Source organism: Streptomyces sp. NPDC102402 (genome assembly GCF_044765765.1).
GTDB lineage: Bacteria > Actinomycetota > Actinomycetes > Streptomycetales > Streptomycetaceae > Streptomyces.
Genome location: NZ_JBIWKR010000004.1, coordinates 190,264 through 210,425, shown reverse-complemented (window position 1 = coordinate 210,425; position 20,162 = coordinate 190,264). Strand labels below are relative to the sequence as shown.

19 protein-coding genes are annotated in these 20,162 nt (G+C 70.3%); 13 read left to right on the top strand and 6 right to left on the bottom strand.

The window, feature by feature from the left end:
• Positions 1-17: 17 nt before the first annotated feature.
• From ACIRJR_RS14740 to ACIRJR_RS14710, 7 genes are all read left to right on the top strand, one after another.
• Positions 18-1,136 carry a SchA/CurD-like domain-containing protein gene (locus ACIRJR_RS14740; protein ID WP_403779254.1) on the top strand — a complete coding sequence of 373 codons (1,119 nt, stop codon included), beginning with the start codon at positions 18-20 and terminating at the stop codon, positions 1,134-1,136.
• A 70-nt stretch (positions 1,137-1,206) separates the two neighbouring features.
• Entirely contained in the window at positions 1,207-1,650 is a 444-nt protein-coding gene (locus ACIRJR_RS14735; protein ID WP_403779251.1) for a cupin domain-containing protein, read from the top strand.
• Positions 1,647-2,915, top strand: a complete 1,269-nt coding sequence (locus ACIRJR_RS14730; protein ID WP_403779249.1) for a beta-ketoacyl-[acyl-carrier-protein] synthase family protein — start codon at positions 1,647-1,649, stop codon at positions 2,913-2,915. Before ACIRJR_RS14735 ends, ACIRJR_RS14730 begins: the two co-directional genes overlap by 4 nt.
• Positions 2,912-4,171, top strand: a complete 1,260-nt coding sequence (locus tag ACIRJR_RS14725; RefSeq protein ID WP_403779246.1) for a ketosynthase chain-length factor — start codon at positions 2,912-2,914, stop codon at positions 4,169-4,171. The genes ACIRJR_RS14730 and ACIRJR_RS14725 overlap by 4 nt, the downstream gene beginning before the upstream one ends.
• Positions 4,172-4,187: 16 nt before the next feature.
• The gene (locus ACIRJR_RS14720; RefSeq protein WP_403779243.1) at positions 4,188-4,445 is read left to right on the top strand and encodes an acyl carrier protein; all 258 of its coding nucleotides are present in this window, start codon (positions 4,188-4,190) and stop codon (positions 4,443-4,445) included.
• Position 4,446: 1 nt separating this feature from the next.
• Positions 4,447-4,926, top strand: a complete 480-nt coding sequence (locus ACIRJR_RS14715) for an SRPBCC family protein (protein ID WP_403779240.1) — start codon at positions 4,447-4,449, stop codon at positions 4,924-4,926.
• Positions 4,927-4,945: 19 nt separating this feature from the next.
• On the top strand, positions 4,946-5,278 hold the full coding sequence (locus ACIRJR_RS14710; protein WP_403779238.1) for a TcmI family type II polyketide cyclase: 333 nt from the start codon (positions 4,946-4,948) through the stop codon (positions 5,276-5,278).
• A 79-nt stretch (positions 5,279-5,357) separates the two neighbouring features.
• Here ACIRJR_RS14710 and ACIRJR_RS14705 read toward each other — a convergent pair whose 3' ends face one another.
• Both ACIRJR_RS14705 and ACIRJR_RS14700 read right to left on the bottom strand, forming a co-directional pair.
• Positions 5,358-6,446: a methyltransferase gene (locus ACIRJR_RS14705; protein WP_403779234.1), complete on the bottom strand. Its 1,089-nt coding sequence runs from the start codon at positions 6,444-6,446 to the stop codon at positions 5,358-5,360.
• A gap of 34 nt (positions 6,447-6,480) precedes the next feature.
• Entirely contained in the window at positions 6,481-7,617 is a 1,137-nt protein-coding gene (locus ACIRJR_RS14700) for a nitrous oxide reductase family maturation protein NosD (RefSeq protein WP_403779231.1), read from the bottom strand.
• Between the two features lie 279 nt (positions 7,618-7,896).
• On the opposite strand from ACIRJR_RS14700, the gene ACIRJR_RS14695 reads away from it, so the two are divergent.
• Positions 7,897-8,298, top strand: coding sequence for an ACT domain-containing protein (locus ACIRJR_RS14695; RefSeq protein WP_403779228.1), 402 nt, complete (start codon positions 7,897-7,899; stop codon positions 8,296-8,298).
• Between the two features lie 126 nt (positions 8,299-8,424).
• Entirely contained in the window at positions 8,425-8,925 is a 501-nt protein-coding gene (locus tag ACIRJR_RS14690) for a hypothetical protein (protein WP_203184308.1), read from the top strand.
• On the opposite strand, the gene ACIRJR_RS14685 is transcribed toward ACIRJR_RS14690, so the two are convergent.
• Positions 8,864-11,128 (bottom strand): germacradienol/geosmin synthase, encoded by a 2,265-nt coding sequence (locus tag ACIRJR_RS14685; RefSeq protein WP_403779224.1) that lies wholly within the window; start codon positions 11,126-11,128, stop codon positions 8,864-8,866. The two genes, ACIRJR_RS14690 and ACIRJR_RS14685, sit on opposite strands and share 62 nt — an antisense overlap.
• A gap of 239 nt (positions 11,129-11,367) precedes the next feature.
• Here ACIRJR_RS14685 and ACIRJR_RS14680 point away from each other — a divergent pair, with 239 nt between their 5' ends.
• Entirely contained in the window at positions 11,368-12,699 is a 1,332-nt protein-coding gene (locus ACIRJR_RS14680) for an N-acetylmuramoyl-L-alanine amidase (RefSeq protein WP_403779221.1), read from the top strand.
• Between the two features lie 93 nt (positions 12,700-12,792).
• Here the strand turns inward: ACIRJR_RS14680 and ACIRJR_RS14675 are convergent, their stop codons facing one another.
• The gene (locus ACIRJR_RS14675) at positions 12,793-13,929 is read right to left on the bottom strand and encodes an aminoglycoside phosphotransferase family protein (protein ID WP_403779218.1); all 1,137 of its coding nucleotides are present in this window, start codon (positions 13,927-13,929) and stop codon (positions 12,793-12,795) included.
• A gap of 231 nt (positions 13,930-14,160) precedes the next feature.
• Here ACIRJR_RS14675 and ACIRJR_RS14670 point away from each other — a divergent pair, with 231 nt between their 5' ends.
• On the top strand, positions 14,161-15,657 hold the full coding sequence (locus ACIRJR_RS14670) for a hypothetical protein (RefSeq protein WP_403779215.1): 1,497 nt from the start codon (positions 14,161-14,163) through the stop codon (positions 15,655-15,657).
• A gap of 147 nt (positions 15,658-15,804) precedes the next feature.
• Here ACIRJR_RS14670 and ACIRJR_RS14665 read toward each other — a convergent pair whose 3' ends face one another.
• On the bottom strand, positions 15,805-17,238 hold the full coding sequence (locus tag ACIRJR_RS14665) for a PP2C family protein-serine/threonine phosphatase (RefSeq protein ID WP_403779212.1): 1,434 nt from the start codon (positions 17,236-17,238) through the stop codon (positions 15,805-15,807).
• Between the two features lie 508 nt (positions 17,239-17,746).
• On the opposite strand from ACIRJR_RS14665, the gene rpmG reads away from it, so the two are divergent.
• Positions 17,747-17,911, top strand: a complete 165-nt coding sequence (rpmG, locus tag ACIRJR_RS14660) for a 50S ribosomal protein L33 (protein ID WP_103515106.1) — start codon at positions 17,747-17,749, stop codon at positions 17,909-17,911.
• Positions 17,912-18,217: 306 nt separating this feature from the next.
• Here the strand turns inward: rpmG and ACIRJR_RS14655 are convergent, their stop codons facing one another.
• A complete protein-coding gene (locus ACIRJR_RS14655) occupies positions 18,218-18,718 on the bottom strand; it encodes a tetratricopeptide repeat protein (protein WP_403779209.1) in 501 nt (166 codons plus the stop codon).
• 61 nt (positions 18,719-18,779) lie between these two features.
• Between ACIRJR_RS14655 and ACIRJR_RS14650 the strand changes: the two genes are divergently transcribed.
• On the top strand, positions 18,780-19,619 hold the full coding sequence (locus tag ACIRJR_RS14650; RefSeq protein ID WP_403779206.1) for a VanZ family protein: 840 nt from the start codon (positions 18,780-18,782) through the stop codon (positions 19,617-19,619).
• Positions 19,620-20,162: the final 543 nt, after the last annotated feature.

Below are 20,162 nucleotides of genomic sequence, written 5' to 3'. Positions count from 1 at the left end.
TCGAAGGAGAGCGAACGATGACAACCCTCTCGGAACGGATATCTCAGTCCGCCTTCGACGGTTCGAGGCTCCGGGTCATACTGCTGCTGGACCTGCACGACGGCGCCCAGAACCAGTTCCTCGAGGCGTACGAGCACATGCGCAACCAGGTGGCCTCGATCCCCGGGCACATCAGCGACCAGCTGTGCCAGTCCATCGAGAACCCCTCGCAGTGGCTCATCACCAGTGAGTGGGAGAGCGCACCGCCCTTCCTCGCCTGGGTGAACAGCGAGGAGCACGTCGCCACGGTACAGCCGCTGCACAGCTGCGTACGCGACACGCGCTCCCTTCGCTTCAGCGTCCTGCGGGAGACCGGGGTCGCGTTCGAGGGGACGCCCGAGCCCGCCAAGCGCAATCTCCAGTCCGCCCCGCGGCTGGGCGACGGCGTCGTCCGCCACGCGCTCACCTTCACGGTGAAGCCGGGCACGGAGGAGATGGTCGCGAAGATCCTCTCCGACTACGACTCCCCGCAGGCCCGCGTCGACGAGAACACGCGGCTGCGCCGCACCTCGCTCTTCATGCACGGGAACCGTGTCGTGCGAGCCGTCGAGGTCGAGGGCGACCTCATGGCGGCCCTGCGCCACGTCTCCCGGCAGCCGGAGGTCCGGTCCGTCGAGGAGGCCATCAACCCGTACCTGGAGCAGGATCGCGACCTCAGCGACCCCGACTCCGCGCGGATGTTCTTCACCCGGGCGGCTCTTCCGACCGTCCACCACGTGACGGCGGGGCGTCACGCCGTCGGCGACGTCCAGCGGCACTCGCTCTTCTACCAGGCCAAGGAAGGCTGCGGCATGGCCCTGGCCCGGCTGCTCGCCGGCCAGGACGAGGAAGCGGCGGAGGACGTGTCCAGTCCGATCGAGAGCAGCACGATCTTCCAGCGCGACGACATCGTGGTCCGGCTCCTCGAAGTGAGCGGCCCGCTCGACGCGAAGCCCGCGCACGCGCTCGGCATCGGCGGCCACCGCAAGGCGGCCATGCTCGGTCGACTGCTCGACGGCGGTGCGAACGGCCTGCCGACGACCGACGAGGAGGCCGCGCGCTTCCTGGCGCAGGCCGAGATGGAACTGATCACCGACCGTCGGGCCACCGAGACCTGACCGTGTCAACGGCAGCACGGCAACCCCGTGCTGCCGTCCCACCGCACAACGTGCCTGGAGGAGAACAGCCATGACCACCCACCGGCCTCGCATCGTGGACCTCAGCGAGACTCAGCCCAACCGCAGGCGCGGGGGCGACCTGCGCGCCCTGCTCACGCCCACAGCGGTGGGCGCCACCAGCGGCTTCATGGGCCTGGCCATCGTCGCCCCCGGCGACCGCATCGGCGAGCACTACCACCCGTACTCCGAGGAGTTCGTGTACGTCGTGGACGGGCTCCTCGAGGTGGACCTGGACGGCGAGTCGCACCCGATGCGGCCCGACCAGGGCCTGCTGATCCCGCCGCACGTCCGCCACCGCTTCCGCAACGTGGGAGACGTCGAAGCGCGCATGGTCTTCCACCTCGGCCCGCTCGCCCCGCGCCCCGAACTCGGTCATGTGGACACCGAGGTCACGGAGTCGGCGGACGCCAGTGACGGCTACGCGCCGCCAGAACGAACGGGGGCGGCCTCATGACCCGGCGCGTGGCCGTCACCGGGGTCGGCGTCGTCGCCCCCGGTGGCATCGGAGCCCCGGCGTTCTGGGATCTGCTTGCCAACGGCCGTACCGCGACCCGCGGCATCACGCTGTTCGACCCGGCCGAGTTCCGTTCGCGGATCGCCGCCGAGTGCGACTTCGATCCCGTCGCCCACGGCCTGGACACGGAGCTGATCGCCCGCTCGGACCGGTACATCCAGTTCGCGCTGGTGGCTGCCAGGGAGGCGCTGGGTGACGCCGGCCTCGACCTCGAGAAGGAGGACCCCTGGCGCATCGGGGTCTCCCTCGGGACCGCGGTCGGCGGCACCACCCGCCTCGAACACGACTACGTCGCCGTCAGCGGCAGCGGTGCGCGCTGGGACGTCGACCACCGGCCGGCGGGCGCTCACCTCGAGCGGGCGTTCGCACCGAGCACCCTCGCCTCCGCGGTCGCGGAGGAGGTCGGCGCGCACGGGCCGGTGCAGACCGTCTCGACGGGCTGCACCTCCGGCCTGGACGCGATCGGGTACGCCTTCCACTCCGTCGAGGAGGGCAGGGTCGACGTCTGCATCGCAGGGGCGTCCGACACACCGATCACCCCCATCACCGTGGCCTGCTTCGACGCGATCAAGGCCACTTCGGCGAACAACGACGACCCGGAGCACGCCTCCAGGCCGTTCGACGCCCGCCGGGACGGGTTCGTGATGGGTGAGGGCGGAGCCGTCCTCGTGCTGGAGGACCTCGAGCACGCCCGTGCCCGGGGCGCGACCGTCTACTGCGAGATATCGGGGTACGCCACCTTCGGCAACGCGTACCACATGACCGGGCTGACCACCGAGGGCCTGGAGATGGCCGAGGCCATCAACACCGCCCTCGCGCACGCCCGGCTCGACGGTTCGCAGGTCGACTACGTCAACGCGCACGGCTCGGGCACCAAACAGAACGACCGGCACGAGACGGCGGCGGTGAAGAAGGCCCTGGGCTCGCACGCGTACAAGGTGCCGATGAGCTCGATCAAGTCGATGGTCGGCCACTCCCTCGGCGCCATCGGAGCGATCGAGATCGCCGCGTGCGTGCTGGCCCTCAAGCACCAGACGGTGCCGCCGACGGCCAACTACGAGACCGCGGACCCCGAGTGCGATCTCGACTACGTACCCCGCACCGCGCGGCCCCTCAAGCTGCGCAGCGTGCTCTCGGTCGGCAGCGGCTTCGGCGGCTTCCAGTCCGCCGTCGCCATGACCCGATCAGGCGGGAGGACCCCATGAACAGCCCGGCAACTCCGGACCACCGCCGCTCCGTCATCACGGGGATCGGCGTCGTCGCCCCCAACGGGACGGGCGCCGGTGCGTTCTGGAAGCAGACCCAGGAAGGCGTCAGCGTTCTCGACCTGGTGTCCCGCGAAGGCTGCGAGAACCTCCCGCTGCGCGTCGCCGGTGAGGTCAGGGACTTCGACCCGGTGGCTTTCATCGAGGAGCGGTTCCTCGTCCAGACGGACCGGTTCACGCACTACGCCATGGCCGCCGCCGACCTCGCCCTGGACGACGCACGGCTCGGGCGCGCGGATTACGAGGGCGCGCCGTTCAAGGTGGGCGTCGTCACCGCCGCCGGGTCGGGCGGCGGTGAGTTCGGCCAGCGCGAGCTGCAACGGCTGTGGGGAGAGGGTTCCCGCTTCGTCGGCCCGTACCAGTCCATCGCGTGGTTCTACGCGGCCAGCACCGGCCAGATCTCGATCCGGGGCGGCTTCAAGGGACCGTGTGCCGTGGTGGCCAGTGACGAGGCCGGCGGCCTCGACGCGCTCATGCACGCCGCACGCTCCATCCGGCGGGGCACGGACGCCGTGGTCGTCGGCGCGGCCGAGGCGCCCCTCGCGCCGTACTCGGTCGTCTGCCAGCTCGGCTACGACGACCTCAGCCTCTGCGAGGACCCCACCCGCGCCTACCGGCCGTTCACCGCGGACGCCTGCGGCTTCGTGCCGGCCGAGGGCGGAGCGATGCTGGTCGTCGAGGAGGAGACGGCGGCCCGCGAGCGCGGCGCCAGGGTCCGGGCCGAGCTGGCCGGCCACGCCGCCACCTTCACCGGCGCGGCTCGGTGGGACGACTCCCGCGCCGGGCTGGCCCGGGCGATCGAAGGGGCGCTCCGTGAAGCGGACTGCGCGCCGGAGGAGATCGACGTCGTCTTCGCGGACGCGCTCGGCGTGCCCGCGGCGGACCGTGCCGAAGCCCTGGCCATCGCCGATGCCCTGGGCCCGCACGGACGGCGCGTCCCGGTGACCGCGCCCAAGACGGGGACCGGCCGTGCCTACTGCGGCGCACCCGTCCTCGACACCTCGGCCGCGGTGCTCGCCATGGAACACGGCCTGATCCCGCCCACGCCCAACGTCTTCGAGGTGTGCCACGACCTGGACGTCGTCACCGGACGCGCACGACCCGCGGAACTGAGGACGGCGCTCGTGCTGAGCCGAGGACTCATGGGTTCGAACGCGGCGCTGGTGCTGCGGTACCCGACCGACCCCTCCGTCTGAGAAGGAGCAGTTGCTCATGGACGCTCAACTGACGTACGAAGAGCTGGCCGCGCTCATGAAGAGCGGCGCCGGCCTGACGGTCGACCCGTCGGAGATGGCCGGCCGTCCCGGCTCGGCCTTCGACGAGTACGGCCTGGACTCGCTCGGCCTGCTCGGCATCGTCGCCGCGCTGGAGAACCGGTACGGACGCCCGCTGCCGGCCGACGCCGACCGGTGCAAGACGCCCGGCGAGTTCCTCGACCTCGTGAACAACACCCCAGTGACAGGAGTCTGACGTGTCCGGACACACCGAGAACGAGATCACCATCGCCGCCCCCCTGGACCTCGTCTGGGACATGACGAACGATCTCGAGAACTGGCCGCAGCTGTTCAGCGAGTACGCGGCCGTCGAGGTCATGAAGCGCGAGGGCCAGAAGACGACCTTCCGCCTCACCATGCACCCCGACGACAACGGCAAGGTCTGGAGCTGGGTCTCCGAGCGCACCACGGACCGCCAGGGACGCACCGTCCGGGCCCGCCGGGTCGAGCCCGGACCGTTCCAGCACATGGACATCCGGTGGGAGTACTCGGAGGTCCCGGGCGGCACGCGCATGCACTGGCGCCAGGACTTCGCGATGCGCCCCGACGCACCGGTCGACGACGCGTGGATGACCGACAACATCAACCGCAACTCGCGCGTCCAGCTGGAGCTCATCCGCGACAAGATCGAGCAGCGTGACCGCGAGCGGCGCACCGCCTCGGTCACCGCCAACTGATGTCCCGAAAGGCAGCCGGATGCACCACGCACTGATCGTCGCCCGGATGGCGCCCGAGTCCGCCCCGGACATCGCGGAGCTGTTCGCGGCGTCCGACAACACCGACCTTCCCCACCTCGTCGGCGTGAACAGGCGCACCCTGTTCCAGTTCGGTGACGTGTACCTGCACCTGATCGAGTCCGACCGCCCCCCGGGCCCGGAGATCGCCAAGGTGACGGAACACCCGGAGTTCAAGGCCATCAGCGACAGGCTGACCGCCTTCGTGAGCCCCTACGACCCGCAGACCTGGCGCGGTCCGAAGGACGCGATGGCCCAGCAGTTCTACCGGTGGCAGAGCGACGGCTCCGCCTGACACACCGACGATCGCCCCGGGTCCGGCACCTGAGTGCCGGACCCGGGGCGATCTCTGTGCGCCCTCCCACCCGTGGGGGTTACGGCACGACGCACTCGAACGCGTGCAGGTAGGCGTTGACCGGGTGGATCTCGCCCACCCGCAGACCCGCGTCGGACATCCGCCCGACCAGGCTCTCCCGGGTGTGCTTCGCACCCCCGACGTTGAGCAGGAGCAGCAGGTCCATGGCGGTCGTGAACCTCATCGACGGGGTGTCGTCCACCAGGTTCTCGATGATCACCACGCGGGCTCCGGAACGGGCGGCCGCCACCACGTTGCGCAGGGTCCTGCGGGTGCTCTCGTCGTCCCACTCGAGGATGTTCTTGATGATGTACAGATCGGCTTCGACGGGGATGTCCTCACGGCAGTCCCCGGGCACGATCCGTACCCGGTCCGCGAGCCGGCCGCCCTCGCGGAGCCGGGCGTCCGCACGTGCCACGACTCCCGGCAGGTCCAGGAGGGTGCCGTGGACCGAGGGGTGCTTCTCCAGCAGGCTCGCGAGGACGTGCCCCTGACCGCCGCCGATGTCGACGACCGAGGCCACCCCGGTGAGGTCCAGCAGATCCGCGACGTCCTGCGCGGACTGCACGCTGGAGGTGGTCATCGCCCGGTTGAACACCTGCGCGGACTCGCCCGCGTCCTGGTGGAGGTATTCGAAGAAGCCCTTGCCGAAGGTCTCGGGGAAGACGCTCGTGCCGGAGCGCACCGCGTCGTCGAGGCGCGGCCAGACCTCCCAGGTCCAGGGCTCCGTGCACCACAGGGCGATGTAGCGGAGGCTGTTCGGGTCGTCCTCCCGCAGCAGCCGGGACATCTCGGAGTGGACGAACTTCCCGTCCTGCGTCTCGCTGAAGATCCCGTAGCAGCACAGCGCGCGCAGCAGCCGCTGCAGGGGTACGGGCTCGGCGTCCACGACAGGAGCGAGCTCGGCGGCCGACGCCGGCGTCTCGCCCAGCGCGTCTGCGACGCCCAGCCTGGCCGCCGCGCGCACGGCCGCGGCGCAGGCCGCCCCGAACGCGAGCTCCCGCAGCCGCATGGACGGCGGCGGGGCCTGGCCGACGGACACGTGGGGGGCTGTGAGGGGTGTGGCGGCAGCGGAAGTGGTCTCGGGGGTGGGACTCACGGTGGTCATACCGACTCGTTTCTCCTTGTGCGGCGGTGGGCCGTCATCCGGCACACATGCCGGCCGGAACGGACGTCCCGCACGTGTTGCTCTCGAAGGTGTTGCCCTTGCCGGCGGTGTCGCGGTTGGCGAGATCGGCCGGCTTGTTGCCGCGGACGAGGTTGTCGCTGACCGTGTTGTCCGTGTTCAGTGCGCCCACGAAGCTCTTGAACAGCAGAATGCCGCCGGAGAGCGGGGTGGAGCCGACGTTGTCCCGGATCACGTTGGAACGCACGATCGTGCTCTCACTGCCGGTGAGGACGATGCCGGATCCCTGGATCGCGGACAGCCGCGGGGTCGCGGGACAGAACTTGTTGTTCTTCAGGATCCGGTTGCCGCTGATCGTCATCGCGCCGGCGGCGGGCTTCGACTCGTCGCCCACCACGAACACCCCGCTGCAGTTGCCGGTGAGGGTGTTGCCGTCGATCACGAGGTTCCTGACCCGGCGGGCGGTCACCCCGATGCGGTTGCCGCTCACCGAGTTCTCCACGACGAGGGTGCCGCCGGTGTCCGTCGCCCCGCCCTCCTCACTGACCGAGTTGGCGACGAAGATCCCCGCGTCGCCGTTGGCGGTGGCGGTGTTGCGCCGGAAGTCGCCGCGGGTCGAGCGCTCCTGGGCGATCCCCCACGTGCCGTTCTTCGAGGCGTGCACCCTGCGGACGGAGAGCCCGTCGGTCCAGGACGCCCAGATGCCGCTCTTGCTGAAGCCGGAGACGGTCAGCGCGCGGATCCTGACGTCGTCGACGGTCCTGCCCTTCGCGCCGATGACGCAGATGCCGTTCCCGCCGGCCGCGCAGGCGTTGGCCGCCCTCGGGCCCTTGGCGGCCTCGGCGCCCTTGGTCTTGGCGGGCTTGGTGGTCTTGGCAGGTTTGGCCGCGGCCGGTCTGATCACCGTGCGCTCGCCGGTCCCACGCAAGGTGAGACCCGGCTTCGTGATCAGGACGCTCTCACGGTAGGTCCCGGCCATGACGACGACCGTGTCGCCCGGGTGCGCGGCGTTCACCGCGGCCTGGATCGATTCGCCCGGGTGCACGACGTGATCACGGTGTCCGGACGCGGCGGTGGGCGCGGCAGCGAGACCGAGCGTGGTGGCCGTGACGACGGTGATGCCCGCCAGGCATTTCATCTGTCTTGTTCTCATGAGCCGAAGCTATGGGCGATCAACCCCCGGTGCCACGCAAGGTGAGCGTATGGATACAAGGCGTGCCTGAATGGCTTACTCGGCCGCTGCGCCCGTCACTCAGCGCGTCCGGGGAACGCCCCCGAAAGCCGGCGGACCGGGCTTGGCCGCCGGGGGCGAACGTTCCGCCGGGGGCCGAGGCGCCCGAGCGGCGGATTGCGGCATTCCCGCCCACACCGCCGCGACCGCGGGTGCCGACCGCCTGTGCGCGCGGGTGCCGGCCGCCGTAGCGTGACCCTCATGACAGGTGAGCGGGATCTTCGAACACTGCTGCGGAGCATGCGTCCGGAGCTGCACCCCGGCCGCTACGTCTACGCGACCCTGCCCGGCGGCGAGGTGCCCACCGGGGTCACCCCGGTGGCCACCGTCGCCGAGCGGGAGGGGCTGACCCTCGTCGTCTCCGAAGCGCAGGCAGTGGAGGCAGGGCTCGCGCACCACTTCACCGCCGGCTGGATCACGCTCCGTGTCCACTCCGCGCTGGACGCCGTCGGGCTGACAGCGGCTGTCGCCCTGGCCCTCACCGACGCGGGGATCAGCTGCAACGTCGTCGCCGGATTCCACCACGACCACCTGTTCGTCCCGTGGGAGCGGGCCGCCGACGCGGTACGGGTCCTCGAAGCGCTGGCCGCCGAGTCCGGCTAGGGTCCTTCGTCTGGATCAGGCCGGACCGGGGTGCGGTGGCGGGGATGCGAGGCCGGCGTGATCCGAACGAGAGGCCCCAGGAGTGCCCGGCTCCGCAACGTGAGCCGGGACACGTAACATGGCCCCATGTCCTTCCTCCGCCGCCGTAGCGCCGCCACACCCGCGGGCCCGGACTTCGACGTCCTGGCCATGGATCCGGGGGACTGGCCCGGCAACCTCGGCGCCGGTCTGCTGCCCGCCCCCGACGGGAGCTGTCAGGGCGTCTTCCTGCGCTACGACCTGTTCGGCGGCCGCGGCCCAGCGATGATCATCGGCAATCTGCCGGAGGGTTCACCGGCCCGCGAGACCGAGGAGGGCCAGGTTCCCTTCGAGGTCGCCCAGCTGCTCCTCGCGCTCGAGAACGACGAGCCGGTCGAGGTGACCGGTTCCGAGGACGTGCCCGTCATGCAGGGCGACAGCCTGCTGATCGTGCGCCGCATCAAGCTCTCCGAGAGCCGGATCTCCTGTGTCCAGTTCGACCGGAGCGACGGCGTCCTCGTCACCATCGCCAGCTGGGACCGGCCGATCACCGATGACCTGTACGCCCTGCTGAAGCCACTTCCCGCGGAGCTGTTCCAGCAGGGCTGAAACGTCCCTGCGCGGTCAGCAACTGTGTCACCCGCGCTGCCGACGTCCCGAACCCCGTGGGGCCGCTGATGTGCCACGGGGTTCCGGTACCCCGGCGCAGATCCTGCTCGCGGTAGCGCCTGCAGTCCCGGTGCCAGATCAGGATGCCCGCCATCCAGTGCTGGAGCTCCAGCACATACCCGGCGAGGACGTCCCTCGCCTCCGCGTCCAGACCGAAGTCGTCGTACAGAACCGGCAGTTCCTGCTCGGCTACATGCTGGAACTGGCGCATCCGCGAATTCATCAGGTCGTCCACGATCGCCACCCCCGTCGGATAGTCCACCCCGAAGAAGTTCTGCACGACCAGGACGCCGTTGTGCACCTCGCCCTCGTACTCGATCTCCTTCTGGTACGAGAACAGGTCGTTCAGCAGGCAGGCGTAGTCCGCCGCCGCGTTCTCCAGCGAGCGCATGGGGCCGCTGCGGTAGACCGCGTCCGGCACCTTCCTGCCGTGACCCAGCCGGCACAGGCTCATCGTCAGGTCCGAACCGAACGTGGCCCGGCGCATCTCCATGTAGTCCACCGGGTCGGGAATCCGGTTCTGGGCCTGGTTCGCCAGCTCCCACAGCCAGCTCGCCGTCATCGACTCCACCGCCTCCCGGAACGTACGGCGCGCGGCCTCGTCCATCGGCCCCGCAGTCCGGCGCCAGAGGTCGGCCAGACCCCGCTCCAGGGCGTTGACGGGATCGGGTACGGACGATCCGTCCAGCGGCATGAACAGCGACAGCCGCTCGTTCGCCTGCCTGGCCCCGGCCAGGTCCCGGGTCCGGCCGTGCACCACCGGGAACCAGTCGTCGCCGTACGTGCCCCAGGTCAGCCACCCCGAGGACAGGTCGAGCTCGTCCGCGGTGGCGTCAGGGTGCAGTCCCGCCGCGCAGAGCGGCAGATCGGTGGCGAGGAGCCGCTCCTCGTCCCAGATGTGCGAACCCGGCACACCCGGCTGCGCCTCCAGCAGCCCCATCCGGCGCGACCAGTCCACGATCCTCAGCCGGGCGCCGTCCAGATACGGACTCAGCGTCGTACTGAACGGCATGTCGAAGTCGGGCAGCAGCGAAGGGCCGACGCGCCGGTACGGGACATGGGTGTGGCTGCGCTGCCGGAACGACTCGGAGCGCGGAGTGAGCCGGATCGACGCGGCGGCCATGCCGAAGCCGGGCACGCTCTCGCCCGCGCCGCCGCCGTTCATGTAACGACTGGAGCGCATGTGCCACTCGTGGCCGCCTGACTGCCAGTCCTGAAGCCCCTTGACGTACGCCAGGACCGCGACCGTCTCGTCGGGGGTCAGCCCCTTCTCCGCACACAGCGGCCCGAGTTCGGTGAGGACGGTGTTCTCGAACTGCTGCAGGCGCGAAGTCAGCAGATCGTTCACCGCCTCGGCCGCCTCCTGGGTCGAGCAGTGCAGGAACCTCTCCAGGACCAGCACACCGTTGCTGTTCTCACCCTCGTCCTCGACCTCGCGCTGGTACGAGAACAGGTCGTTGCGCAGATGCACGCCGTCGGAGAAGGCGTCCCGCAGCACCCGCAGCGCGCGCGAATCCGCCACCGCCTCGGGAACCTCCGCGTTCGCCGCGTACTCCACCAGGCCCGCGGACCAGGGCGCTCCGCCCACCTTGCGGCGCATCTCGATGTACTCGACGGGATTGGCGATGCGCCCCTCGTTGATGTTCGCGAGCTCCCACAGGGATTCGTTCAGCAGATTCTCGGTCGCCTCGGCGAACCGGGCCCGCCAGGCGTCGGACATGGACGGCACGGTCCTCGCCCAGAGATCGGCCAGCCCCGCCTCCACCGGATTCGTCGGCTCCGGGATCACCGCGCCCCGGTCCATCGGCATGAAGGCGGGCAGCCGGTCGAGGTAACTCTTCCCGCCGTCACGGTCCGGAGTGCGTTTGAACAGCTCCAGGAAATGGTCGTCGAAGAAGAAGACCCACACATACCAGTCGGTGACCAGGGACAGCGCCTCGGCCGAGCAGTCGGGATGGGTGTACGCGCAGAGCAGCGCGTAGTCGTGGGACTCGAGGTCCTCCGCCTCCCAGATACCGGAGCCCTCCACCATCCCCATCCCGCGCGCCCACTCCCGGGTATGGCTCCGGGCCGCCTCCAGATGAGGGTTGAGACGCGCCGGGTACGGCACGTAGAAGTCCGGCAGTGAGAAGGGCTGTGCCATGTGCGTCCGGCCTTTCCGAGAACTCCGGGCGGTCCACGCGGACCGGTCCTGTCGGCGTCAGAGCTACCCTTCGGCCATCCGGGGCACGCACAGCTCGGAATAGTCACACAAGCTCAGGTGTACGTGCACACTGCACTCTTGACTCGCCGACACCTCCCGCCACAGAGTGTGCGCCGACCGATTCAATGCGGGGAGGCGCCCCCGGGCGCATCTGCCACCCCGGCCCAAGAAGGGTTGTCATGACGTCGAAGAAGAGGATCAGACTCGCGCTCGCACTGACCACGACGGGGGTGCTGAGCGTGGCGCTCCTCTCGCCGGCGGCCGCCGGTGCGGACACCGTACGACCGGAATGCCCGCGCGGCCTGTCCTGCGACTGGGTCCCCGCGGCCTACCAGCAGACCGGCGACCCGGCGGACAAGGACACCTACGGAAACTACGACACGGCGAACCGGCCCGAGAGCAACGCCGTCAGGTTCATCGTCCTCCACGACACCGAGGTCGACTACGACACCACACTGAAGATCTTCCAGAACCCCGCCAACCAGACCTCCGCCCACTACGTGGTGCGCTCGTCGGACGGCCACGTCACGCAGATGGTGAAGAACAAGGACGTCGCCTGGCAGGCCGGCAACTGGTACCTCAACACCCACTCCATCGGCATCGAGCAGGAGGGCGTCGCGGCCGAGGGCGCCCAGTGGTACACCCCCGAGATGTACCGCTCGACCGCCAGACTCGTGCGGCACCTGGCAGCGAAGTACGACATCCCGCTCGACCGGCAGCACATCCTCGGCCACGACGGAGTGCCGCCCACCAGCGCGGCCGGGACACAGAACATGCACTGGGACCCCGGCCCCTACTGGGACTGGAACCGCTTCATGGCGCTGCTCGGCCGGCCGACCGTGCCCAGCGCTCCCAGGAGCAGTGAACTGGTCACCGTCAGCGCGGACTTCACCAAGAACAAGCAGGAGTTCCGCGACTGCGAGAAGAGCGTCGACCTGCCCCGGCAGGGCAGCAGCGCGGTCCCGCTGCACACCGGACCGTCCGAAGACACGCCGCTCTTCTCCGACCCGGGCCTGCATCCGGACGGCTCACCGGGGACCAACTGCGCCGCGGACTGGGGCAGCAAGATCAGTGCGAGCCAGCAGGCCGTCGTCGCCGACAGGGCACCGGGCTGGACGGCGATCTGGTGGTACGGGCAGAAGGCGTGGTTCCGGACCCCCGCAGGGACCCGGGTCATCACTCCCACCTCCGGCCGGATCGTGCGCCCGAAGGCCGGCAAGGCCGAGGTGCCGGTGTACGGCGTCGCCTACCCGGAGAAGGAGGAGTACCCCTCGGACTTCGTCAAGCCGACCGTGGGCAGCCCGCTCGTCTACACCATCAAGGCGGGGCAGGCCTTTCCCGGCGGAGGCGAGGCACCCACCGGCTACTACTACGCGCCGACGATCGACGCGTCGAAGCCGTACGACCACACGTACTTCAGGGGATCCCAGGAGTACGTGACGGTCCAGATCGGCCATCGGATCGGCTTCGTGAAGGCGTCCGACGTCGATGTGGTGCGGGCCGGCTCCTGAGCCGAGACCGTGAACGCGCGCTGCGGGACCCATGTGTCGGCACCGGCCCCGCAGCGCGTTCCCCCGTCGGTCAGGCCGGTCGGCCCGGCGTGGTCAGCGTGTGCCCACCGCGGCGCGGACGGCCCGCCGGGCCATCGCGCAGTCGTCGTGCAGCCTGCGCAGCAGCAGACGCTGCTCCTCGCCCGAGGAGAGCACGCCCTGCCGCGCCTGGCCGCCCCCGGCGGGGGCACCTTCACGCATGGCGCGCTGCACGGCCGTCTCGTACGTACGGATCTCCCGGGTCAGCACGATCATGAGGTTGACCAGGAAGGCATCACGGGCAGCGGCTCCCGCCGCCTGCGCGAGCTGGCTGATCTGGCGCCGCGACGCAGGTGCGTCACCGAGCACGGCCCACAGTGTCGCCAGGTCGTATCCCGGCAGGTACCAGCCGGCGTGCTCCCAGTCGACCAGCACAGGGCCGGTGGGCGGCAGCAGGATGTTCGAGAGGAGGGCGTCTCCGTGGCAGAACTGGCCCATGCCCTGCCGGCCGCCCGCATGTGCCAGACCGTGCAGCAGCTTCTGCAGATCACCCAGGTCACGATCGGTGAACAGGCCCAACTCGTGATAGCGGGCGATGCGTGCGGCGTAGTCCAGGGGCGCGTCGAAGAGACCGGCCGGCGGCCGCCAGGCGTTGACCCGGCTGACCGCTCCGAGAACGGCCCGCAGATCCGCGCGGGGCGGGGCCTCCGCCGGATGCCTCGTCAGCGCCGCGACTCGGCCGGGCATCCGCTCGATCACCAGGGTGCAGTTCTCCGGGTCGGCGGCGATGAGCCGCGGGACCCGGACCGGCGGGCGGTGCCTGACGAAGGCGCGGTATGCAGCTATTTCGTGCCGGAACCGCTCCGTCCACGCGGGGGAGTGGTCGAGTAAGCACTTGGCCACCGCGGTCACCCGGCCGGTGGTCCCCACGATGAGCACCGAGCGGCCGCTGCGGCGCAGCACCTGGACGGGGTTGAACTCCGGGCAGATGCGGTGCACGGAGGCGATGGCCATCCGGAGCTGCGCTCCCTGGGCGCCGGACAGGTCGAGCCGTCCGCTGAGGGGTTGGGAGCCCGGCCCCGCCGCCCGCCGGGTCCGGCCCGTCGCGGACGCAGGAGACGCGGCGCGGGGGGCGAGATACGGCCCGCCGCCCGCCCCCGAAGGACGAAGCGGCCGGGGCGGGGCGGACACGGAGGACGATGCTGTGTACATGGGCGAGACAGATCCCTTCGTGCGCCGACAAGTTGCGTGCGCCGCCCCGGCCGGCGGCCGGTCGGCACCCTGGGGAGTACCTAGGGCTGCCGGGCGGGGTGGCGCATTCCTACCTGACACCGGACTGCGGGTGGCACAACATCTAGCGACCCCTGGCGAACCCTGGCGAATATTCGCCGGGCATCCGCCAGGGGGCTAGGGTCAAGTCAGCCGAGAACCTGGGGGCTTGACGTGACCGGAGAACCCAACACCCGCCTTTCCGACCTGTTCGGCCTCGCCGGCTGGTCCAAGGGTGAACTCGCGAGAATGGTGAACAGACAGGCGGCGGCCATGGGCCACCTCCAACTGGCCACCGACACCTCGCGGGTGAGGCGCTGGATCGACATGGGGGAGTCCCCCCGCGATCCCGTTCCCGAAGTGCTGGCAGCTCTGTTCACCGAGCGGCTCGGCCGTGTCGTGACCATCGAGGACCTCGGGTTCGGCCGGCGCGGGCGTGTGGGGAAGCGGCGAAAAGCCGGGACGGAAGAGAGTCCCGACGGAATGCCGTGGGCGCCCGAACGGACGGCAGCGGTCCTCACCGAATTCACGGGAATGGACCTCATGCTCAACCGACGCGGCTTGGTGGGTGCGGGCGCGGCGCTCGCCGCCGGCTCAGCCCTCACCGGCGCCATGCACGACTGGCTTCACTCCGAGCCCGCTCCGGCGGCCCGGGCCTCGCGCCTCAACGACCCCATGTACGCCGACAACGCCGGCTTCGACCTGTACGAGGCCGCCCCCATCGGTTCCGAGGAGATCGAGGCGCTCGAGCGCTCGGTCGAGGTGTTCCGGGCCTGGGACGCCTCCAGAGGCGGCGGACTCCAGCGCAAGGCCGTCGTGGGCCAGCTCAACGAAGTGGGCGGCATGCTCGCCTACCACCACCCCGAGCACCTGCAGCGCCGCCTCTGGGGCGTCGCGGCGAACCTCGCGGTTCTCGCCGGGTGGATGTCCCACGACGTCGGCCTCGAGCCCACCGCCCAGAAGTACTTCGTCATCGCGGCGCACGCGGCGCGCGAGGGCGGCGACCGTCCACGTGCGGGTGAGGCGCTCTCCAGGGCTGCCCGCCAGATGGTCCACCTGGGCCGGCCGGACGACGCCCTGGACCTGATGAAGCTCGCCAAGTCCGGGTCGGGGGAGGAGACCCTGCCGCGTACGCGGGCGATGCTGCACACGATCGAGGCCTGGGCGCAGGCGTCGATGGGCCGCGGGCAGGCGATGCGGCGCACCCTCGGCGAGGCCGAGGAGCTCTTCGTCTCGGACAAGGGCGATGTGCCGTCGCCGAGCTGGATGCAGCTGTTCGACGAGGCGGACATGCACGGGATGCAGGCGCTGGCCTTCCGTACGCTGGCCGAACACGACCCGTCCGCGGCCCCGACCGCTCAGCGACATGCCAAGCAGGCTCTCGACCTGCGGATAAACGGCCGCCAGCGATCCAAGATCTTCGACTACATCTCGCTCGCCTCGGCGTGCTTCATCGCCGACGATCCGGAGCAGGCCGACCGGTACGCACGTCTCGCCCTGGTGTCGATGGGGGAGACCTCCTCGCACCGCACGTGGGACCGGCTGCGGGAGATGTACCGGCTCACCGGACAGTTCGCCGGCTACGCCAAGATCGAGGACCTGCGGGAGGAGATCGAACTCGCCCTGCCTCCAGGCGCCTTCGACAAGAAGGGCAAGGGCTCCCAGACCTGACCCGGGACAGACGTCGCCGCGGGCGGGTCGATCTGTGTCCGTCGGTGGACGGGTCACCTACGCCGGTGCGCGTTCACAGGCACGGGGACCGTCCTGAACTCCCTGAAGAACCGCTCTCCTGTCCCTTCGGGACGGCGAGGCTCTCCCTCAGGCTTCGACGCGGGCCACCAGCAGGCACGCGTCGTCGAACCGTTCGGCTGATCCCAGCTCCTCGACCACGATCCGTACGCAGTCCTGTGCCGTGCGGGCCTGCGCGAACCGGGGCGCCAGCTCCAGAAGCGTGTCAGCTCCGGGGACGTGGTCGCTCTGCCGTGTCAGCCCGTCGGTGTGCAGGACGAGCACGTCGCCGGGCCTCAGCTGCACCTCGTCCTGCTCGTAGGTCACTCCGGATGCCGCACCGAGCAGCACCCCGTCGGGCGCGGGCAGATGACACCCCACACCGTTGCGGAACAGCAGCGGCGCGGGGTGACCCGCCTGTGCCCAGGCGAGCATGCCGGTCGCCGGATCGAATCGGCAGCACACGGCACTTCCCAGGGCAGGCTGCGCCGAGCATTCGATCAGCTGGTTCAGGTGACCCATCACCTGCCCCGGGGCCACCCCCGCCATGGCCATGCCCCGCAACGCGCCGAGCAGCATGGCCATGGCGGAGGTCGCGGGGATCCCGTGGCCGGTGAGGTCACCGACGGTCAGCAGGGTCTTTCCGTCGGGGAGCGGCAGCGCGTCGTACCAGTCGCCGCCGATGAGGTCGCTCGATCCAGAGGGCAGGTAGTGGGCGGCGACGTCCAGGCCGCGCGCCCTCCGGCCGGGTATCGGCAACGAGCCGCGCCACGGCGGGAGCACGGCCTCCTGGAGTTCCACCGCGATCCGGTGCTCGGCCCGGGCCATGTGCTCCTGGCGCCGTAGCGTGTCCTGTGTCCTGCCCACCATGTGCTGGCTGCGCCGTAGCCGGCTGACATCGCGCAGCACCGCCCACATGGAGGCGGTGCAGCCGTCGGAGTCGAGGACGGGCTCGCCTGTCATGTGCAGTGTCCGCATGGTGCCGTCGGGCAGCAGGATCCTGAACTCGCCGTCTATCGGCCGGCTGTCCACCAGGCAGGAGGTCACCATGGACGTCAGGAGGGGCTGGTCCTCCGCCAGGAGGACGGACGGCAGTTCGTCGAGGGAGAGAGCTCCCGCCCCAGGCTCCCTGCCGAAGATCTGATACAGCTCGTCGGACCAGCTGACCTCGTCGGTGAGCAGATTCCACTCCGCGCTGCCCACCCTGCTGAGGAGCGAGCCGGCCGACACCTCGGACGGCGTCCGGGGAGACGCTTCAGTCGTGGGCCCGCCGGCCGTGGGGCCGGGGATTCCGTCCCGCAGCTGTCCCAGGTGTTCGCCGAGGTCGTCGAGCTGATGGACGGCGAGCTCGCAGAGCGCGCGCTGCCACCGCAGCTGGGGATCGTCGTCGTCGGTGACGGAGGTGTCCCGCCGCACCGCGTCCACATCGCCACGCAGGAGCCGCGTCCGGTTGATCAGCGCATCGACGGCATCCCGCTCGGGTGGTTGTGGGGCGGGGCGGTCCGCAAACAGATGGGACGGCATCTGGTACTCCGATACAGGCGGTACGGCCGGTTCGTGGGGGTGGACCGAACACGACTGTGGCACAAGCTGTGGGGCCCCGTAAGGGGTTTGGCAACACTCGGCACGTGCTTGCTCCTGGCATATGCCATCGGCGGGGTGACGTGAGGGTCTGCCGAACACCCTTGCGTGTGATGGGGAGTTGACGCAAGTCGCCCGGCGTGGGCTGCCAGGTGTACGCCCCGCGCGTGCGGCCCGTGCGACTCGCACCGCCCCGGATCTGGGCATATGCGGAGCCGCGCGCCGACCCGAAGTGACACGGACGCGGCCCCTTTCGTCACCAGGATCGACCGGGTGTTCGGTGTGAGGGTGCGTGTCTGTCGAGCGCCCGTTCGGAAGAAGGGGTGGGCGTCGTGCTCCTGAGGTTCGAGGCGGGAATGGTGGCGTACCTCCGTGCGTTGTGCGAACCAGAAACGAAAACGACACCCATTCCCAGTCGGGGAGCGGGGTCGGAATCCTGTCTGGAGTCCCCATGGCGCGCAGTGAGACCAGGCCCGTCGTCCTGCTCCGGTCGACGGCCGGAACCGGCCACACCTATGTGACGAGGAAGAGCCGGCGCAATGATCCCGACCGGCTGGAGCTGCGTAAGTTCGACCCGGCCGCAGGGCGGCACGTCGTGTTCCGCGAGGCCCGCTGACCGGCCGAGTTTCTTGACGTCCCGCCGTCGATGCGGCTCCCGACCTGCGTGATCGTGGTGTGGATCACACGGCCGGGGGTCGATTCACGGGAACGGTGGACGATGGTTTATCGTTCATCTATACGTGGGAGTGAGCGGCGGGAGCCGCGGGAAGCGATCCGCCTTTCACCTCCGCGCCAAAAGCCGCCCCGGCTGGATTCCCCCGATCCGGCCGGGGCTTCCCCCTTTCCGGAGCGGCTGCCGATGAGCTGTCCGGCAGACGCCCGTGAGTCCCCACCGCCCAGGGTGCGCTCGCACCGCCCGCCCTCACGCGGTCTGCGTGAGGTCCCCCGCGTAGTGCTCGATGGCGGGCCGGTACGCCTGTACCCCCGGACTGTCGCTCGTCGCCGCCACCAGGCGCAGCAGGAGCTGCATGGCCTCGTGGTGCTCGCCCGTGTTGAACAGGGCCATGGACAGGAAGGTGCGCAGGGCCCCGTCGTCCGGGAACTCCGAGACGCCTCGCCGGAGCGTCTCGACAGCCTGACCGAATCTGCCCAGGACCCGGTAGGTACTGCCGAGCCCCAGGAGCGCCCCACGCCGGTCCGGCTCGCTGAGCCCGTCCCCCTGGAGGCAGCGCTCGTAGTACGGCACGGCCTCGGCCTCCAGGCCGAGCACATCGTGGACCCAGGCGGTCTGATAGGCGACGTCGGGCGCGTCCGGGAACGCGGCGGTGAGGGAGAGGAGGCGCTCCCTGGCCTGTTCCGGATGGCCCAGTTCACGCAGCCGTACGGCCTCCGCCAGCAGTTCGTCCTTCGTCTGTGCGCTCATGCGCACATGGTCGCACCCCGCCCGGGGTGTGGCGGCCGAGGTTGGGGGCATCCGTTCCGCCATGACAGCAGAGGCGGATCGTAGTGCACGAAGTAGAAGTACAGGACGTTTTCTGCTGCGAGCGGCAGTTCTGGTCGCGGCATTCCTGGCGCTTGTGGCGTTCTCCGTGGTCCTGGCGAAGGTGACGCTCACGCCGTCACCCGCGTCGGAGGACATCGTCACGTCCAATATGAAGCCGGGGAGGTCCCTGCGGCAGTACGCCGAGGACTACACCTTCCTCGCGGCGTGCAAGCAGGCGGGCGGAAATCTCCTGCTCGGCGCGCCGTTCGGCGTGCTGCTGCCGATCCTGGTGCCGCGCCGTCTCCGGATGCTCCGGATGGCCCTGCTGACCGTGCTGGTCATGGCGGTCGTCGAGCTCATTCAGGGCGCGCTCGTCGCGGGACGGGCGTTCGACATCGATGACGTGATCCTCAATACGTCCGGTGCGCTGCTCGGTTACCTGGTCGTGGGCCGGCGCGTGAGCCACCGGTTCCACGCCCTCTCCGACGAGCCGGCTCCGGCGAAGGAGGCGAAGCCCGCGCCCCGGACTCCGGACCGGGCGGAGCCGGGCTCCAGGAGCAAGACGAAGCCGGCCGCGGGGCCGGGGTTCGCGAGCAAGGTGAAGTCCGGCATGAAAGCCAGGTCCGGCACCAGGACGAAGTCCGGCACGAAGGCGAAGCCCGCTGCCTCGTCGAGGTCCCAGGTGAGGGCGAAGCTCGGCCGGAAGGCCGAGGAACCCGCCGCGCGCCGGAGCGCGTCCGCGCCGGTGCCTCGCGGACGCGCTCTCGTCGACAGGTGGCGCGGTCGTCGGGAGGAACCGGGCGGGGGAGCGCCCGGAGCCCGACGGAGCGGAGTCCAGTAGTACTTCGTCAGGTCCTGTCGCGGGGTCCGTCACGCGTGTCTGAGGCGTCGTCGTCAGTCGCCTTCCGGCCGCACGTGCCGGACCCCGTTCCCGGATCCCGCCTGATCCGGACCGAAGCCCCTGGAGCGCCCGGTAGGCGCTCTTCATGAGCTCCTGGGACCGAGCCACTCTCGCCTGCGCGAAGGCGCGCTCGATGATCTCGGTTCTCCGAACACCCGGATCGGGCGCCCGCTTACGGGGACGGGGGACCACCAGGACCGGTGGAACCGGCCGGATCCGTCGTGCTGGATGCGCTGTCGGGCCCGGACGCACCGGGCGCGGGGGTGATCCCGCGGGGGAGGCCGGGAAGCAGCCGGCGGAGCCCGCACTCACCGCGTGTTCGACCGGTCAGTAACCGGCTGCGGAACCCGCCCTCCGGAAGCCACCGCCCCGCGGATGCGCGGCGCTGTCCTCCACGGTGCGTACGAGGGCGTATCCGGAAGACGTTGCCATGTCCGCGGCAGCACCGCGGGCATGTGTGGAGCACTGTTCCGGCGAGCAGTC